General features: G+C 41.2%; 13 protein-coding genes, 1 other RNA gene and 1 pseudogene. 13 read left to right on the forward strand and 2 right to left on the reverse strand.

Going from position 1 to position 16,256, the window contains the following annotated elements:
• Window positions 1–2: 2 nt before the first annotated feature.
• On the reverse strand, window positions 3–848 hold the full coding sequence (locus tag O3620_RS08080; protein WP_002920379.1) for a hypothetical protein: 846 nt from the start codon (window positions 846–848) through the stop codon (window positions 3–5).
• Between the two features lie 235 nt (window positions 849–1,083).
• Window positions 1,084–3,336: a bifunctional glutamate--cysteine ligase GshA/glutathione synthetase GshB gene (gene gshAB, locus O3620_RS08085; RefSeq protein ID WP_371601631.1), complete on the reverse strand. Its 2,253-nt coding sequence runs from the start codon at window positions 3,334–3,336 to the stop codon at window positions 1,084–1,086.
• Between the two features lie 297 nt (window positions 3,337–3,633).
• On the opposite strand from gshAB, the gene O3620_RS08090 reads away from it, so the two are divergent.
• From O3620_RS08090 to O3620_RS08150, 13 genes and pseudogenes are all read left to right on the forward strand, one after another.
• Window positions 3,634–4,926 carry an adenylosuccinate synthase gene (locus tag O3620_RS08090; protein WP_002920377.1) on the forward strand — a complete coding sequence of 431 codons (1,293 nt, stop codon included), beginning with the start codon at window positions 3,634–3,636 and terminating at the stop codon, window positions 4,924–4,926.
• A gap of 243 nt (window positions 4,927–5,169) precedes the next feature.
• On the forward strand, window positions 5,170–5,640 hold the full coding sequence (gene tadA / locus O3620_RS08095; protein ID WP_002902098.1) for a tRNA adenosine(34) deaminase TadA: 471 nt from the start codon (window positions 5,170–5,172) through the stop codon (window positions 5,638–5,640).
• A gap of 28 nt (window positions 5,641–5,668) precedes the next feature.
• An RNA gene (gene ffs / locus O3620_RS08100) (signal recognition particle sRNA small type) lies at window positions 5,669–5,767 on the forward strand.
• A gap of 403 nt (window positions 5,768–6,170) precedes the next feature.
• A complete protein-coding gene (locus O3620_RS08105; protein WP_002917809.1) occupies window positions 6,171–7,520 on the forward strand; it encodes a glucose-6-phosphate isomerase in 1,350 nt (449 codons plus the stop codon).
• 184 nt (window positions 7,521–7,704) lie between these two features.
• A complete protein-coding gene (locus tag O3620_RS08110) occupies window positions 7,705–8,505 on the forward strand; it encodes an SDR family oxidoreductase (protein WP_002902100.1) in 801 nt (266 codons plus the stop codon).
• A 62-nt stretch (window positions 8,506–8,567) separates the two neighbouring features.
• On the forward strand, window positions 8,568–10,394 hold the full coding sequence (locus O3620_RS08115; RefSeq protein ID WP_002917808.1) for a PTS sugar transporter subunit IIA: 1,827 nt from the start codon (window positions 8,568–8,570) through the stop codon (window positions 10,392–10,394).
• Window positions 10,394–10,891, forward strand: a complete 498-nt coding sequence (locus O3620_RS08120) for a transcriptional regulator GutM (RefSeq protein WP_002917807.1) — start codon at window positions 10,394–10,396, stop codon at window positions 10,889–10,891. The genes O3620_RS08115 and O3620_RS08120 overlap by 1 nt, the downstream gene beginning before the upstream one ends.
• Window positions 10,888–11,430 carry a PTS glucitol/sorbitol transporter subunit IIC gene (locus O3620_RS08125; RefSeq protein ID WP_002893982.1) on the forward strand — a complete coding sequence of 181 codons (543 nt, stop codon included), beginning with the start codon at window positions 10,888–10,890 and terminating at the stop codon, window positions 11,428–11,430. The genes O3620_RS08120 and O3620_RS08125 overlap by 4 nt, the downstream gene beginning before the upstream one ends.
• Window positions 11,431–11,446: 16 nt before the next feature.
• A complete protein-coding gene (locus O3620_RS08130; protein ID WP_009660130.1) occupies window positions 11,447–12,427 on the forward strand; it encodes a PTS glucitol/sorbitol transporter subunit IIB in 981 nt (326 codons plus the stop codon).
• Between the two features lie 98 nt (window positions 12,428–12,525).
• Window positions 12,526–12,906, forward strand: coding sequence for a PTS glucitol/sorbitol transporter subunit IIA (locus tag O3620_RS08135; RefSeq protein ID WP_002902105.1), 381 nt, complete (start codon window positions 12,526–12,528; stop codon window positions 12,904–12,906).
• Between the two features lie 322 nt (window positions 12,907–13,228).
• Window positions 13,229–14,086 (forward strand): annotated as a pseudogene (locus O3620_RS08140) (hypothetical protein).
• A 79-nt stretch (window positions 14,087–14,165) separates the two neighbouring features.
• On the forward strand, window positions 14,166–15,101 hold the full coding sequence (locus O3620_RS08145) for a hypothetical protein (RefSeq protein ID WP_002917805.1): 936 nt from the start codon (window positions 14,166–14,168) through the stop codon (window positions 15,099–15,101).
• A 30-nt stretch (window positions 15,102–15,131) separates the two neighbouring features.
• Window positions 15,132–16,145, forward strand: coding sequence for a hypothetical protein (locus O3620_RS08150; RefSeq protein WP_002920374.1), 1,014 nt, complete (start codon window positions 15,132–15,134; stop codon window positions 16,143–16,145).
• Window positions 16,146–16,256: the final 111 nt, after the last annotated feature.

The following is a 16,256-nucleotide window of genomic DNA, read 5'->3' on the forward strand; positions in this document are numbered from 1 at the left end:
GCTTAAAGACAAGTGTCTGTTTGCTTTTCTTTGTCTAAGATGCGCAGGCTAATGTCAAAGTCCCTCAAATCAGCTTCATTTAACTGGCGCAGCGCTTCGTCTAGGTCCAAGTCAAACTGCTCGATAGCTGCTTTGGCCTTGGCTAGCCGCTCCTCTGCATTGTAAAAATCTTTGGGAGAAGCTTTGATTTTGAGGTAACCTTCTAAAATATCTTCGTAGTGCTCCATCTGGGACTGATGAATGGCAGTCAGCTCTTCCTTGTTGTTGCTTTCGGATTGAGAGATTTTTTGAAGAATGGCCTCATGGTCAATCTGAATATTGCGAACCGTAGCGACCAATTCTGGGGCTAGCTCTTCTAGACTAGTTTTCTTAGGCTGAGCTTCTTTTCGTTTTTTCTCTCGTTCAATCTTTTTCAGCTGTTCATCAATTTCATCGGTGACAGTACGAATTTTGGTCTGGATTCGTTGGTAGACGGAAGTAGGAATTTCTCCCCGTAGGTCGTTAGCAGCATTTTTGATATAGGTTAGCTGGGGAAGAATTTCTAGAGCTAAATTCTGATAGCTTTCTTGGTTCCCATCTTCTTGGTAGCCTTCCAATTCTTTAATGCGGCGGTCAGCATGACCAATCTCTGATTTCAAATCTTCAATACGGCCAATGCTGGCTTGTTTAGCTTCAATCCGAACTTTTTTCTGGCTTTGGTGGCGATAGATTCCGTAGCCAATAGCCCCCAGAATAGCTATGGGAATTAGATAGCTGGCTACAGCTCCAGAACCAAATACAAATACAAGTATCCAAATCCAGCTAAACCATTCTGGTTGCTGGTTGGAATCATTATTTCTCCTCGACATGGACGTTTCTCTTTCTTCTCAATGTGATATCTCTATTTTAACATAAAAGCTGGTTTTTGAAGGATAAAGATTGAAATGATTTTATATATTGAGACCATTTTTTATATTTGCTTAATTCAGGAAGGCATTTGCTTCCTCTCAATAAAGCAAGCGTTGTTTCTAGAACGAAAGCTTCTTCGTTTCTCTCAAGTATTCAAACAAAAATCGCAAGGAATACCCTGCGATTCGTGTTTTATCAGTCCATTTCTGGGAAAAGTTTGGCCAGTATTTTAGGAGTGATGCTCTGTCCCGGTCCCTCAGCACAATAGATGTGCATATACATAGAGGGATTGAAGTTGAGCTCGATGCAGGTACAGTTGGGATTTTCCTCTGTGGAAATAGCAGAGCTGTCAGGGATGATTAGGTCAACGCCACAAGCCCAAGCTCCCATAGCCTTTGCCATGTCCGCAGCAAGTTCCTTATAAGACGGGTGCATGCTGTCTGTGACATCGATCGAGTCTCCGCCGGTAGAAATGTTAGAATTGCGCCGCAAGTCAACCTTGACTCCAGCAGGCAGGATATCGTCGGGTCCATAGCCTTGCTGGTCCAGCATAAGGAGTTCAATGTCGCCCAGTTCAATGATTTCAAGCGGTGAACGATGATCTCGACCCCGCAGCGGATTGTCATTTTTGATGGCAACCAATTCTCTCACGGTATGCTGACCGTCTCCTACGACATTAGCCGCCACCCGTAAGAGGACTGCCTGGCACTTACCGTCTAAGACAAAGAAGCGGTACTCCGTTCCAGCGATGAATTCCTCCACCAAGACGGCAGTGTCTTCTGAAAAGGCAATCTCTAAAGCCTTGCGATAAGATTCCAGGCTAGCTGGTTCTTGGAAGATAGAGATGCCCAGTCCGAAGTTGGTTGACTTAGGTTTGACAACAATTTGTCGGTCCTTAATCAAAGGGTAATAAGCCAGTCCATCCTCTAGGGAAGAAAATTCTGCTCCAGCCGGAACAGGAAAGTCAGCTGCAGCCAAAATCTTTTTGGTGACTGTTTTATTGGCCATGGCCAGAGGGATGACATAGTTATCCTTGGAGGTCATATTGCCGTTCTTGACATATTCCACATGGTGACCATGGTAAAGCTTGAGAAATTGGTCATTTTCATCTAAGATTTCGACATTCAGCCCCTTTTGAATAGCATCAAAGAGCAGCATCTGGGTGGACAGTTCCATATTTTCGTAGCCTTTGAGGGCATAAGGAGCTGTCCAAGCGTAGCGGTGATATTCCTCTGCTTTGTCTAGTCCAAAGGCCTTTAAGGAATCCTGCTGGATATGAGGCAGGAGCTGACCAGATAGGGTTAGCTGAGGATTCAGAAGTGCTTCTTTAAGTTGCTGAAGCAAGGTTTGGTAGTAAGTTGGCAGTTCAAAATGTTGAATGAGCTCTTCCATGGCTTGAAGAATAGCCGAGCTGTCTGCCTCATCGGGTAGGGCAGTCAGCGGATGGCTACAAGCAATTTTTTGGTTCAAGTCGTGGGCAGCTTTTAATGCCGTATCTACATTTTCTACATCATCTAACCATAGCAGGCTCAGTAAAAAGAGATGGACGGTATCTAAGGTCTCTTGGCTAATGCCTAAATGGTCAAAAGGATTGAGATCAAAGCAGCGGAATTCCAGATAAGTGATGCCTTGCTCCAGATAGGCACGATTGTGCTTCTGTCCACGGAAGCGAACGGCTGAGTAAAATTCCTTTTCAGCGCTGAGCTCGCCTGACTGAACGTAGTTTTCAATATCAGTTACATATTGTTCCAAAGAAGCGTAGGATACCTGAATATTCTCTTCATTGACATAGCCATAGTCACTGTTACGAAAAGAGCGGATAGGCTGGGGAATGTCCTGACTATAGAAGCTAGCTTCTGCCAAAGGGGCAGCACCATAGAGATAGGTTAAGATCCAGCGGAAGCGCAGAAAGTTTCGAGCCAGCTTGAGATAGAGGTCATTTTTAAAGTCCTTGAGCGAATGGTGGGAACTGACTTGAAAGAGAGCAGTGACCAGATCTTTCCCTAGTTCCATATTGTAGTGGATGCCAGAGATAGCCTGTAGTTTTTTACCATATTTTTTCGCTAAGCCCTCTCGGTAGTGGCGTTCATAGTCGTTTTCCAGATGGGCGATGGCAATCTCTTCTTCTGTTAGCTGTGGTGGCATGGACAGAGGCCAGAGGCGTTCATTCTGGTCAATCGAGCGGCCAGCCACATCGCTGATAGCTCCCAGTAAGCGCCGTGCTTCCTTAGTCGAGTGAGCGATAGGTGTAATTAGTTCCAGTTGTTGCTCGCTGAAGTCTGTTTGGATGGTCGGGTGGAAATTGCGGGAACCCAGCTGACTCGGATGGGCAGTTTGAGCTAAGTGTCCGTCAGCTGTCACACGCAGATTTTCCCTTTCCAGACCAAAGGTCGCTTGGAGAATAGGGCTTGCTGTATCCAGTTTCTGCAGTAATTGATTAATCATCATCGTTTCACCGTCCTATGATAGTAATTTTAGTCTATTACAAACAGAAAAAGAAAACAAATTTTCGCTACGATTTTACAAAAATTCCGAACTTTTATTTTTAATAAACTGCTAAATTTCAGAAAATACAGATTTTGTGAAAATTTAATTCGTTTTCAAAAGGGAAAAAGCAAATCAAGAATGGATCCCTCCTTGAAAAATTGTTAAATTTTTCATATAATGAGGTATAAAACATAATCGCAGGTGAGATTCCTGCCTGCTTTTCAAGAAAGGAAGAGCTGCTTCAGCTCAGACAAAATTATGACATCAGTAGTTGTTGTAGGAACCCAGTGGGGAGATGAAGGAAAAGGGAAGATTACAGACTTCCTTTCAGCCAATGCCGAAGTGATTGCTCGCTATCAGGGTGGTGACAATGCCGGCCATACTATCGTGATTGACGGCAAGAAGTACAAGCTGCACCTGATTCCGTCAGGAATTTTCTTCCCAGAAAAAATCTCTGTAATTGGAAATGGAATGGTGGTCAATCCCAAATCTCTGGTCAAAGAATTGAACTACCTGCATGAGGAGGGTGTGACGACGGATAACCTTCGTATCTCTGATCGAGCGCATGTCATCTTGCCTTACCATATCGAGCTGGATCGTCTGCAGGAAGAAGCAAAAGGTGACAATAAAATCGGAACGACAATCAAGGGAATCGGCCCTGCCTATATGGACAAGGCTGCTCGTGTCGGTATCCGCATCGCTGACCTTTTGGATAAAGACATTTTCAGAGAGCGCTTGGAGCGGAATTTAGCTGAGAAAAACCGCCTCTTTGAGAAATTGTACGATAGTACAGCAATCAACTTTGATGATATTTTTGAAGAATACTATGAATATGGACAGCAAATCAAGCAGTATGTGACCGATACCTCTGTTATCCTCAACGATGCGCTGGATCAAGGGAAACGAGTGCTCTTTGAAGGAGCTCAAGGGGTCATGCTGGATATTGATCAAGGTACTTATCCCTTTGTAACTTCTTCTAATCCAGTTGCAGGGGGAGTCACCATCGGTTCCGGTGTTGGTCCGAGCAAAATTGACAAGGTTGTTGGTGTCTGCAAGGCTTACACCAGTCGGGTCGGAGATGGACCATTCCCAACAGAGCTTTTCGATGAAGTTGGTGACCGCATTCGTGATATCGGGCACGAATATGGCACCACCACCGGTCGTCCGCGTCGGGTAGGCTGGTTTGACTCTGTTGTCATGCGCCATAGCCGCCGTGTATCAGGGATTACCAATCTTTCGCTTAACTCCATCGATGTCTTGAGCGGTCTGGATACAGTGAAAATCTGTGTGGCCTATGACTTGGATGGTCAGCGCATTGACCATTACCCAGCTAGTCTGGAACAGCTCAAGCGCTGCAAGCCGATTTACGAAGAGCTGCCAGGCTGGTCAGAGGACATCACTGGAGTCCGCAGTCTGGAAGACTTGCCAGAAAATGCCCGTAACTATGTTCGCCGAGTGAGTGAGCTGGTTGGCGTTCGCATTTCTACCTTTTCAGTCGGTCCTGGCCGTGAGCAGACCAATATCTTGGAAAGCGTCTGGTCTAATTTATAAAAGAGTCAGCACAAGGAAATTGCTTCTTGTGCTTTTTTGTAAGAAAATTTCATATTAAGATTCATTTAAGATATATATTTTATGCTAATAGCATAAACAAAGACCTCCTAACTTTGTTTAAAAATCCTAAACTTTTTCATAATAATCTCCTGAAAGTCACCCCAGTGGTGGCTTTTACTTTTTCTGAGAAGTGCGGCAGGCTTGTGGTATAATGGGATAGACGACTAGAGATTTAGAAAGATAATGATGAATTATACGATTGAAGAAAAAGAAGCATTTATGCGGGAAGCTTTAAAGGAGGCGGAGATTGCCCTAGCTTATGATGAAATTCCCATCGGCTGTGTCTTGGTTAAAGAGGGGAAGATTATCGGCCGCGGTCACAATGCACGTGAGGAGCTGCAGCGGGCTGTTATGCATGCGGAAATTATGGCTATTGAAGAGGCAAATCGGCACGAAAATAGCTGGCGTTTGCTGGATACAACGCTTTTTGTGACCATTGAGCCATGTGTCATGTGCAGTGGAGCAATCGGTCTGGCACGCATTCCTCACGTTGTCTATGGAGCAGCAAATCAGAAGTTTGGAGCAGCTGGTAGCCTTTATGATATTTTGACAGATGAGCGCCTTAACCACCGTGTAGAAGTGGAGACAGGTGTCCTCCAAGAAGAGTGTGCTCAAATTATGCAGGAATTTTTCAGACAGAGAAGGAAAAAATAAAATTAGCCAAAATCAAAAGTTTGTGTTATACTAATTAATGGAGCAACAGTTTTGCGTGAAGCGGGTCAGGGGAGGAATCCAGCAGCCCTAAGCGATGTAAACTGTGTGCTCTTTTCTATTGCTCTTAATGAATCAAGCCTGAAAGGCGCAGATGAATCTTAGAGCAATGGATGCAGTTTTTCCCATAAGGGAAAAATCTGTAAACCTTATAGAGTCTTTTAGTGAATTAAGTCCAAAGGACGCAAAAGAACTTAGGTACATTGACGCAGTTCGAACGGACCTGAAATGAATTCAGCTGACATCCAATCTTAAGAAGCATATTGGTTTTCTTGTCAATCAAAATTATTCTTCTTAATAGGCCTAAAATTTGTTGACTTACGCAAACGATTGCTCTCAGTTATGTCCTAGGATTAGCTTATTTAGAAAAATAGTATAGAATAAAAAATGTAAACGTTTTAAAATAGTAAAAGCACTTGCTTATTTTTTCTTAAAGCGTTATCATAAAAGAAAAGAACAATTGGAGGATAAACATGACACATATTAAATTTGACTATTCAAAGGTACTGGATAAGTTTGTAGCACCACATGAATTAGATTATATGCAGCCTCAAGTGACTGCAGCAGATAATGCTCTACGAAACGGAACAGGTCCTGGAGCAGAAATGACAGGCTGGTTGAATTTGCCTGAAGAATATGATAAAGATGAATTTGCTCGTATTCAAAAGGCGGCTGCTAAAATCCAATCTGATAGTGAAGTGTTAATCGTCATCGGTATTGGAGGATCTTATTTAGGGGCACGTGCAGCTATTGATTTCTTGAATAATTCATTTGTAAACTTGCAAAGCAAAGAAGAACGCAAGGCACCTCAGATCCTCTATGCTGGAAACTCTATCTCTTCAAGCTATTTGGCTGATTTGGTAGACTATGTATCAGACAAAGATTTCTCTGTCAACGTTATTTCTAAGTCAGGAACAACTACAGAGCCTGCTATTGCTTTCCGTGTCTTCAAAGAACTCTTGGTTAAGAAGTATGGTCAGGAAGAAGCAAATAAACGGATTTATGCAACTACAGACCGCGCTAAAGGTGCAGTTAAGGTTGAAGCAGATGCTAATGGCTGGGATACTTTTGTAGTGCCTGATAGTGTTGGTGGTCGTTTTACAGTATTGACAGCAGTGGGACTCTTGCCAATCGCAGCTGCAGGGGCTGATATCAGCAAGTTGATGGAAGGAGCAAATGCTGCTCGCAAGGCTTATGCTTCTGATAAGTTGGCTGAAAATGAAGCATATCAATATGCAGTTGTACGCAATATCTTGTACCGTAAAGGTTATTTGACAGAAGTTCTAGCTAACTACGAACCATCTTTGCAATACTTCTCAGAATGGTGGAAGCAACTGGCTGGTGAGTCAGAAGGTAAAGACCAAAAAGGTATCTACCCAACTTCAGCCAACTTCTCAACAGACCTGCACTCTTTGGGGCAATTTATTCAAGAAGGAACTCGTATCCTCTTTGAAACAGTTATTCGTGTAGATAAGCCTCGCAAAAATGTGTTGATTCCTGAATTAGCAGAAGACTTGGATGGCCTTGGCTATCTGCAAGGAAAAGATGTTGACTTTGTCAATAAGAAAGCAACAGATGGAGTGCTGTTAGCTCACACAGACGGCGGAGTGCCAAATATGTTTGTGACCCTGCCTGAGCAAGATGAGTTCACTTTGGGCTATACTATTTACTTCTTTGAGTTAGCTATTGCTCTTTCTGGCTACCTGAATGGTATCAATCCATTTGACCAGCCAGGAGTTGAGGCTTATAAGAAAAACATGTTTGCTCTTCTTGGGAAACCAGGCTTTGAAGAGCTGGGGGCTGAGTTGAATGCACGTCTTTGATTCTCATATGCTTTGAGTTCATTTAGAATATAAAAAGATCCACAAGTTCATTTCTTGTGGATTTTTTAGTACAAGCCTCTTAATTAGTTTATTATTTTTTTGAACAGTGTAAAAAAGAGTGTCTTAATTCTTTTATGAAAGCGCTGTATAATTGCCTTGTAAATAAAATTTGAGAGGTATCAAAATGAATGATTGGTTAGACATTAAAGGCAAAACAGTTCTTGTGACGGGTGCGTCATCTGGGATCGGTAAGGCAATCGTCGAAGAATTGTTGGAATTAGGAGTCAATGTAGCGAATTTTGATCTTAGCGACAACGATTTGCGTCACCCGAACCTATTATTTGTAAAAGTTGATGTAACTTCTCGCTCTGAAGTAGAAGAGGGTGTTGCCAAAATAGTGGAAAGATTTGGCAATATTGATGCGGTAGTCAATAATGCGGGGATTAATGTCCCTAGATTATTAATCGATGCAGAAAATCCTAAAGGTCCTTACGAGTTGGACGATGAGACGTTCGAAAAAGTAACAATGATTAATCAAAAAGGTTTGTATCTGGTTAGTCAGGCAGTAGGACGTATTTTAGTGAAAAATGGAAAAGGTGTAATTGTGAACATGGCTTCAGAAGCAGGCTTGGAAGGTTCTGAAGGACAAAGTGCCTATGCTGCAACGAAAGCGGCAGTCTATAGTTACACTCGTTCATGGGCGAAAGAGCTTGGTAAACATGGTGTACGTGTGGTTGGAATTGCTCCAGGAATTATGGAAGCTACGGGTCTTCGAACTCTTTCTTACGAGGAAGCTCTTGCTTATACCCGTGGAAAGACGGTAGAAGATATTCGAGCTGGTTATGCTTCAACTTCAACGACTCCATTGGGACGGAGTGGGAAACTACGGGAAGTAGCTGATCTTGTAGCGTTCTATATTTCAGACCGTTCTAGCTATATAACAGGTGTCACTACAAATATTGCCGGAGGTAAAACTCGCGGTTAAAACAATGAAGGTAGGGAAGAGAGTTGACCTTAGTAAATCGGTGGTATAATATTTTAGATAAAATGGTCTCGCAGCCAACTTATTCCTTGTTAGATATGCGCTCAGAACTGGATATTAGCTTGCAAACCTTGCAAAAGAGTATCCAACAATTAAATGATGTTTTGGCTCCTAATATCCAGATTATCGCACAAGATGATCAGTTAATGTTAGAAGTGTATGACTATACAGAGTTGGAAAGGATTTTATCTGGTAGTTTAAAACAGGAGAGTGACTTCAATTCTTCCAGTAAAAGAATTGCCTATTTGCTAAAACGTTTAATTGAGTCAACCTCCCCTCTTCTTATTGACGACTTGGCTGAGGAAGTAGGTGTTAGTAGAAGTACCCTTAATAAGGATTTAAAACAAGTAAAATCTTTGGCAGAGAGTTACTCTATCACTATTTCAGGAAAGCCCAACCGTGGGCTGGAGGTCTTGGGGAGCGAGCTGAATTTGCGCTTGCTATATATTCACCAAGTGGCTCCTTACTTTGAAGGAAGGACACTCACTGAGGCAACATCTTCTTTTCTGGAGACGCTAGTTCAGGACTATAAAATCCCTAAAGAAACACAGGAACTCCTTCGAAAGACCATTTCAATTATGGTGGAGCGTATTCATACATCTAGAGTGTTGAATTGTCCTATTCCTTACTATAGGAATGATTTAACAGAGACACCTTTAGCTGAGAAATTAATCTATCATATTGAAATGACTTATAAGATTTCCCTCAGTCAGTTTGAGATAGACTTTTTGTGTTTTCCGTTTAATGTCCGTTTTATTGACACTTTAAGCAAGACATCTTATCAATCTGAACAGCTTGCAAAGATTTTTCAAGGGATTGTCAAGAAAGTCAAAGAAACAATGTTGGTTCACTTTGATGATGAAGAATTATTTGAAGAAATCAAATCTCATCTAGGCCCCTTAATCAATCGACTGATTTTCCATGTGCAAGCTAATGATATATTTCATGGCGAGGTTCAAACTCAATATCCTTTTGCTTTTGAAATGGCAAAAATAGCTGGAGAAGAACTATCTGCAATTTTTGGTTCTGAATTGGAATTATCTGAAATTGGATATCTGGCTTTGTATTTTGAAATGATTTTAAGAAAGCAAAATTCTGCTGTAAAGGGTTCTCGCAAGCAGATAGCTGTAGTTTGCACAACAGGAAGAGGAACTGCTACGATGATTATTCAGCAACTCAGACGAGTCCTTGGAAATGATGTAGACATTACTCAGTATTCTGAAGAGGATTTTAATGTGGATTTGAATCAGGACTATTTCGCGATTTTTACGACAGTTCCTCTAAAATATAAAGATTCTAAATCTCCAGTCATTCAAGTTAATCATCTTTTTGATGATCAATGGCTGCAGGAAGAATGGCAGAGGGCCAATGCTTTTCATCAAAAAAATCTAGAAACAGTCAGCTTACGTTTTCTTCGGTTGAGCCCCCAAAAAACCTATCAGCAATACTTGCTAAATATGGTTGCAGAGTTAGAGAAACTTCAGATGATTGATGAAGGTTTTAGAAATCGGATAATTGATAGGGAGAAAAAGCAATCAACCATTTTTGGTGGAGGAATTGCCTTCCCCCATACAATTAACCAGGGTTATGCAAAGACTATTTTAATGTTCGGAAAACTAGAAGAGCCTTATCAAAAAGGAGATGAATGGATTGAATTTATCTTTCTAGTCGCCATACCCTCAGAAATTGAAAGAAAAATGGAAAGTGAATTGCTGGAATTGTATGACGATATTTTTCGAATTGCAGGAGAGCCTTCTCTAAAAGAAGCATTGAGGGCTGTAGAAACAGAGACAGAGTTTCTATCATTTTCTAAGAGCAAAGGAGTATTTTAATGAATTCGCTAATAATTTTCGCTGTATTTGTCATGGCAGCTTATATATTTCAAATGTTCCTCGGCTGGCAGCAACTCAAAGACTTCAATAAGACCTATACGATGCTCCGAAAACTGGGGCGCGTAGCGATTGGCAGGAAGTCCGGAAGAATAAAATCCGGTACGATTGTCATGTTCGCGGTTGATGAAAACGGTCGGGTTCTTAAAGCTAGCAAAATGCAAGGAGTAACAATCTTAGCGCGTTTTCAAAATATGGATGATTATGTCGGAGAAGACATCCATTATTTTGACAAGTATAATCCTCTTGTGAGAAAAGAAAATAAGTTGATGCAATCAGCCATAGAAGATGCTAGAAAAGTCTATCTTTGGCATGAGGCAGGTATTGAGAAAGAGACAAGTTCTTCTGATTCTTTTCTGGGATTCGGCTTTTATACGAATTACTTACAATTATCTATTAAACAGTTATTTAAAAAAAATAAGAAAAGGAGTTCCTTATGAATCACATTACAAAATTTGCAGAGAGTTTTATGAAACTCTTCCAATTAGGTGGAGAAACCTTTATTAGCTGGATGACAAATATTGTACCGCTTGTCTTAATGCTATTGATTGCAATGAATACCCTTATCGCTTTCTTGGGAGAAGAAAAGGTCAATTCCTTGGCTAAGATTTCTGCCAAAAATCCTGTTAGCCGTTATATGATTTTACCTTTCATTTCAGCCTTTATGCTGGGGAATCCGATGGCGATCAGTATGGGACGCTTCTTGCCAGAATATTATAAACCTAGTTTTGTAGCAGCTCAGATGCAGTTCTGCCATACTTCAAATGGTGTATTCCCACATATCAATCCTGGGGAATTGTTTGTATGGATGGGAATTGCGACAGGAATTCAAACTTTAGGTTTAAGTCAGATGGACCTGGCAATCCGTTACATGCTTGTAGGAATTATCATGAACTTTGTTGGTGGATGGGTAACAGATTTTACGACTGCCTATGTTGCAAAACAGCAAGGTGTTACCTTGAGTAAAACATTTGATTGATAGAAAGAGTGAAATTATGTCATATAAGAGTATAAAAGTTGTTAAAGGAAATGGTGGTTTCGGAGGCCCTTTGGTCATTACACCTAGTGAGGCTAAGCATAAATTTATCTATATCACTGGCGGCGGAGAAAAGCCAGATATTGTAGATAAAATTGCTGATTTGACCGGTATGGAAGCTGTTAACGGGTTTAAAACTTCTATCCCTGATGAGGAAATTGCTTTAGCAATCGTGGATTGCGGCGGTACTCTTCGCTGCGGTATTTATCCTAAAAAGGGGATCCCTACAATCAATATTGTCGCTACAGGGAAAAGTGGCCCTCTAGCACAATATATCACCGAGGAAATCTATGTGTCAGCAGTTGGCCTTAATCAAATTTCTGCTGCTAATGAAGACGAAAAAGCGACAACTGTGGTAACAGAAAAGCCAACTTACGATACTAGTAAAAAAATTACAGAGCAAAAAGCTGAAACAAGTATTGTAGCAAGAATTGGGATGGGCGCTGGGAAGGTCGTTGCGACTTTCAACCAGGCTGCTCGTGAAGCCATCCAAACAATGCTCAACACAATCATTCCTTTCATGGCCTTTGTTTCCTTGCTGATTGGGGTTATTCAAGGTTCAGGTGTTGGAAATTGGCTGGCAAAATTAATGGTTCCCCTAGCGGGGAACATCTGGGGACTCATTTTGATTGGCTTTATCTGTTCCTTGCCATTCCTATCTCCTTTGTTAGGCCCCGGAGCTGTTATCAGTCAGATTATCGGAACCTTAATTGGAGTCGAAATCGGAAAAGGGAATATTCCGCCCCAAATGGCTCTGCCAGCTATATTTGCTATCAACACTCAAAACGGTTGTGATTTCATTCCTGTAGCACTCGGTCTATCTGAAGCCAAGTCTGAAACAGTTGAGGTTGGTGTCCCTTCTGTGCTTTATTCACGCTTTCTCAATGGTGTTCCGCGGGTGCTAGTAGCTTGGATAGCTAGTATTGGTCTTTATCAATAGACCTTTGATAGATGCACGTAAACAGAGCAACTATTATGTTAAACTTATCTATAAGCATAAGTTTAAGACAAATTAGAGAAAGGATAAATAGGAATTAGATGAAGAAAATTTTTGAAGCTAAAGTAATTCAAGTAGGGCCTGAAGCTCAGAATATGATTCAAGATGCCAATATGCTCATTTTATTTGGAGAAGAAGCACCGGAAGATTTAGCAGAGTATTGTTTTAAGATTGATAACAAAAATCTGCTAGGTTCAATACTAGAAGGCGGCAAGCTGGTGGTAGATAATCAGGAATATTCGATTAGTTCCGTGGGAAATGTAGTAGAAAAAAATTTAACTGGACTGGGCCATATCACGATTTCTTTTGATGGTTCAAAAGAGGGGAGCCTTCCTGGTACACTCCATGTCGCAGCAGACCAAGCAGTAGTAATTGAAAAAGGCTCTACCATTCAGATTTTTGAAGTAGCTCAAGTAGGATAAAATATCTAAATAAGAATACTAGAAAAATAAGAGTCTAAAAACTTGATTCAGAGCCTGGGCAAAAGTCCAGGCTTTTGGGTCTAAATTAGAAAAAATAGATGACGCAGTGGTTGATTGGCATCTTCCTTCGCTTTTTAAGCCCCAAAGATTGCCTGATCAACTGTGCGGGGGTGGGAAGACGAACTTTTTAACTTGTTTGAAGTTCTTTCCCACTCCCTTTTTGATTGGAAGAATAATTTATGTTATAATATTGTAAAATTTGTCATTATTTTTCAATATTTTCGCAATATGACAAATCAACAAAATTTATAAGGAGAAAACCATGTCAGATAAAGATGGACAAGGTCAAGTGCAAGGGACTTGGCAAGAAAATCAAACTAGCCAGCCAATGCAAGGGAATTTCCAGCAGATTCAGCCACAAGAATTACCTGATAAGAAAGGCAATATCGGAAAAGTCATAGGACTTTCAGTTTTTGCTCTTATAATTGGTCTTTTGATTGGCAGCGGTTCAGCTTATTTTATCGGCAAGCAGGCGCAGACAAATAAGGATATGCAAAGAATTAAACGCTTAAGTAAGGCTCAGGAGGAAGCCAAAGAAAATGGCGACAGCTTTACTACAGACGGGCAGTCGGTTCAGTTTAATTGGACTTTGAAAGACTTGGGACGGTTGAGCTATACAAATGATGAAGGATTAGGTCTGACGGCTGATCAAATCGTTGAAACTTATGGCTTGGCTAGTTCAGCAGAATATGATCGTAATCGTCTGTTACTCCGATGGGGCCCTTCTGTCAGGGATAAGGAGCAAAATATTTCTTTTCAATTTGATAAAGTTGACCAGAACTACTATCTGAGGTAAGTGGTAGTTGGAGATTCTTTTAAAGAATATAGAAAAGGGAAGGAAACGACAGATTGGAGCGTATTATCTCCCAAAGACCTTGAACGTTTGAAAAAAGGAGACAAGGAAACGGGTGAAGGAGGAACAGCTTTATCAGAGGTTCTGAAGAAGCATCCTGTTCCGTCAGAAATTGTCATCACAAGCGAGCGTGATGTGGATAATAAGATTATCTCCAACCGTCTGATTGCTGAGGTGACTTATAAAACAGAAGATGGTTATGAATACCTATTGTTTGTAGGCCAGCCAGATGGAAATTTCTTATATATAAAGTCAGAGGAAATGTAAGTTTTTAGTTATTTAGTTTATCTTTTGTGACTGACTGCTTTCAAAGTATTTCGTTATTAAAAGAGAGCTGATAAGACTATTGGAAATAAATAAGAAAGAGGAAAGAAGATTGACAGAACAGCAAACACAGCATTCTTTTGAGCCTTCAAAGAATGCTCAGTCGCAAGAGAAATTCCCGCATCATTTTCAACCTCAGCAGAGCCATGTTTCAAGTCCGCAGGGACCAACCCCACCTTTGGCCAAGAATAAATCTTGGAAAGGAATCCTGATAGGCGGAGCCTTGCTCTCTCTTGGTCTTGGACTAATCGGAGGGGGAATCTGGGGCTATAGAATGGGAGTAGCGGATGTTATCAAAGGGGAATATCCTGTGCTCCATCCTTTAGCAAATGCTAGGGAATCAAAGAGAGATCAATCAGATCAGTACATTGACCCTGATACTACTGAGTTCAAGTGGGATATTGATAGTTTGTCAGAGTTACGGTTCAATACTATTCAGACAGATACGAATGGTACTTCAGTGGAAGATATTCTTGATAAATATGGCAAGGCTTTAAAAGAAGAAATCTCTCGTGACAGCCTTGATTTAGAGTGGGGAACGCTTCAAGATTCTGATGATGAGGAGGACTGGCCAGTTTATTATACAGATCAAACTGCTTCTCTGGATTTTGAGAAGAAAAAAGATGGTTTCTATCTGAATAGTCTTCATATCTATAATATTCGCTTTGAAGGAAGCAAACATAATGCTGAGGACGAAGCGATGGCGGCTGATTACTTTGAAAAATTGAAAAAAGGCGATGCAAAGACTGGTAAAGATGGCATTTCCTATAAGGATGTTTTTAAGGAATATGGCAGTCCGCGAAGTATCTCTATTCGTGTAGATGAAGATTTCAGTGAGGATACTAGTCAAACCATTATGGAGGCGGCTTATGATGCTCCTAATGATGGTACTTATAGGTTGTTCTTCGTTCAGCAGGAGGACGGAAACTATCTTTTGTCCACTACTGCCAATAAATAAAATAGAACTCAAATAATAAAAGGAGAAACAATGCCAGAACAAAATAAACCGCAGGAACAATCTTTAGAAGGATTGGCTCCGTATCCACAGCAAGTCCAGTCATCAGATCCAGGACAATTTTCAGCTAACTCAACGGAGGGGCAGCCTTTCCCAACAGAAGGAGGCAGTCCTGAAATGCCGAATCCTAATCAAGATTTTGGTGTTCAGCAACCAATTTTTGATACTCCTCAGCAGCAGATGCCTCAGCAGGATAATTGGGGAAATCCCGCTTTTCAAGAAGCAATTCCTCAGGGATTTAATCCAGCAAGTCAGAATTTTGCCGGACCACAGCAGGCTGCAAACTTCGCTGGCCAGCCAAGTCCAGAGCCAAAGAAAAATAGTACGGGCAAGCTGATAGGATTTTTAGGAATAGGTCTGGCAGCGGGACTATTGCTAGGAGGTCTTGGTGGCTATTTCCTAAATGATTTTATGAGTGGCGGCAGTGTGCCAAGTCTGTCTCGAAAGGGACATCAAAGCGATGTTGCTTCTTTTGTGGCTCCGTCAAAAGATGATGTATATGAGTGGGAAGTGAAAGACCTTGAAAAGCTGAGCATTGTTAGTGCAGATGATGAAGGATTGACCCCAGAACAAGTAGTCAAAGATTTTGGCTTGGCCAGCAGTGTGACGTTTCAGGAAGAAGGGCTCTCATTGTCTTGGTTACCTGACTCTAGTTATACCACTCTGACCTTTATGAAACACGAGGATGGCAGCTACCATCTTCAGGGTATGAGTATTATGCCCGGCAGTGATGACTATAATCAAAAGGTATCTAGCCAGATTACAGAGAACTTAAAGACGGGTGATGCGGAAACAGGCGAGGGCGGTTCTTCCTTTAAAGAAGTAATCAAGGAATACCCAGAATATCAACATATTTCAGTTTATGGGGATGGTGAATCAGAGCCGAAGATGCTTGTAAACTATGAAACCTCTTCAAATAAGGAGATAACTTTGACTTTTATCCGTCAAGAAAACGGACAGTATCTATTGAGTAATCTTTCTAAATAGAATAAATGAATAGGAGTGCTTATCTCACAAGCTGGAAGCTCTGAACGGTACGCAAAAGATTAAAATAACCATTGATGCTAACAGCGGGAACATTTTGAACGAAAGAATTAA

This window comes from Streptococcus sp. 27098_8_134 (assembly GCF_041431675.1).
Lineage (GTDB): Bacteria > Bacillota > Bacilli > Lactobacillales > Streptococcaceae > Streptococcus > Streptococcus sanguinis_R.

Coding starts and splice junctions, on each gene's coding strand:
- O3620_RS08080 (WP_002920379.1), bottom strand. CDS start 848: ATGTCGAGGAGAAATAATGATTCCAACCAGCAACCAGAATGGTTTAGC.
- gshAB (WP_371601631.1), bottom strand. CDS start 3,336: ATGATGATTAATCAATTACTGCAGAAACTGGATACAGCAAGCCCTATT.
- O3620_RS08090 (WP_002920377.1), top strand. CDS start 3,634: ATGACATCAGTAGTTGTTGTAGGAACCCAGTGGGGAGATGAAGGAAAA.
- tadA (WP_002902098.1), top strand. CDS start 5,170: ATGATGAATTATACGATTGAAGAAAAAGAAGCATTTATGCGGGAAGCT.
- O3620_RS08105 (WP_002917809.1), top strand. CDS start 6,171: ATGACACATATTAAATTTGACTATTCAAAGGTACTGGATAAGTTTGTA.
- O3620_RS08110 (WP_002902100.1), top strand. CDS start 7,705: ATGAATGATTGGTTAGACATTAAAGGCAAAACAGTTCTTGTGACGGGT.
- O3620_RS08115 (WP_002917808.1), top strand. CDS start 8,568: ATGGTCTCGCAGCCAACTTATTCCTTGTTAGATATGCGCTCAGAACTG.
- O3620_RS08120 (WP_002917807.1), top strand. CDS start 10,394: ATGAATTCGCTAATAATTTTCGCTGTATTTGTCATGGCAGCTTATATA.
- O3620_RS08125 (WP_002893982.1), top strand. CDS start 10,888: ATGAATCACATTACAAAATTTGCAGAGAGTTTTATGAAACTCTTCCAA.
- O3620_RS08130 (WP_009660130.1), top strand. CDS start 11,447: ATGTCATATAAGAGTATAAAAGTTGTTAAAGGAAATGGTGGTTTCGGA.
- O3620_RS08135 (WP_002902105.1), top strand. CDS start 12,526: ATGAAGAAAATTTTTGAAGCTAAAGTAATTCAAGTAGGGCCTGAAGCT.
- O3620_RS08150 (WP_002920374.1), top strand. CDS start 15,132: ATGCCAGAACAAAATAAACCGCAGGAACAATCTTTAGAAGGATTGGCT.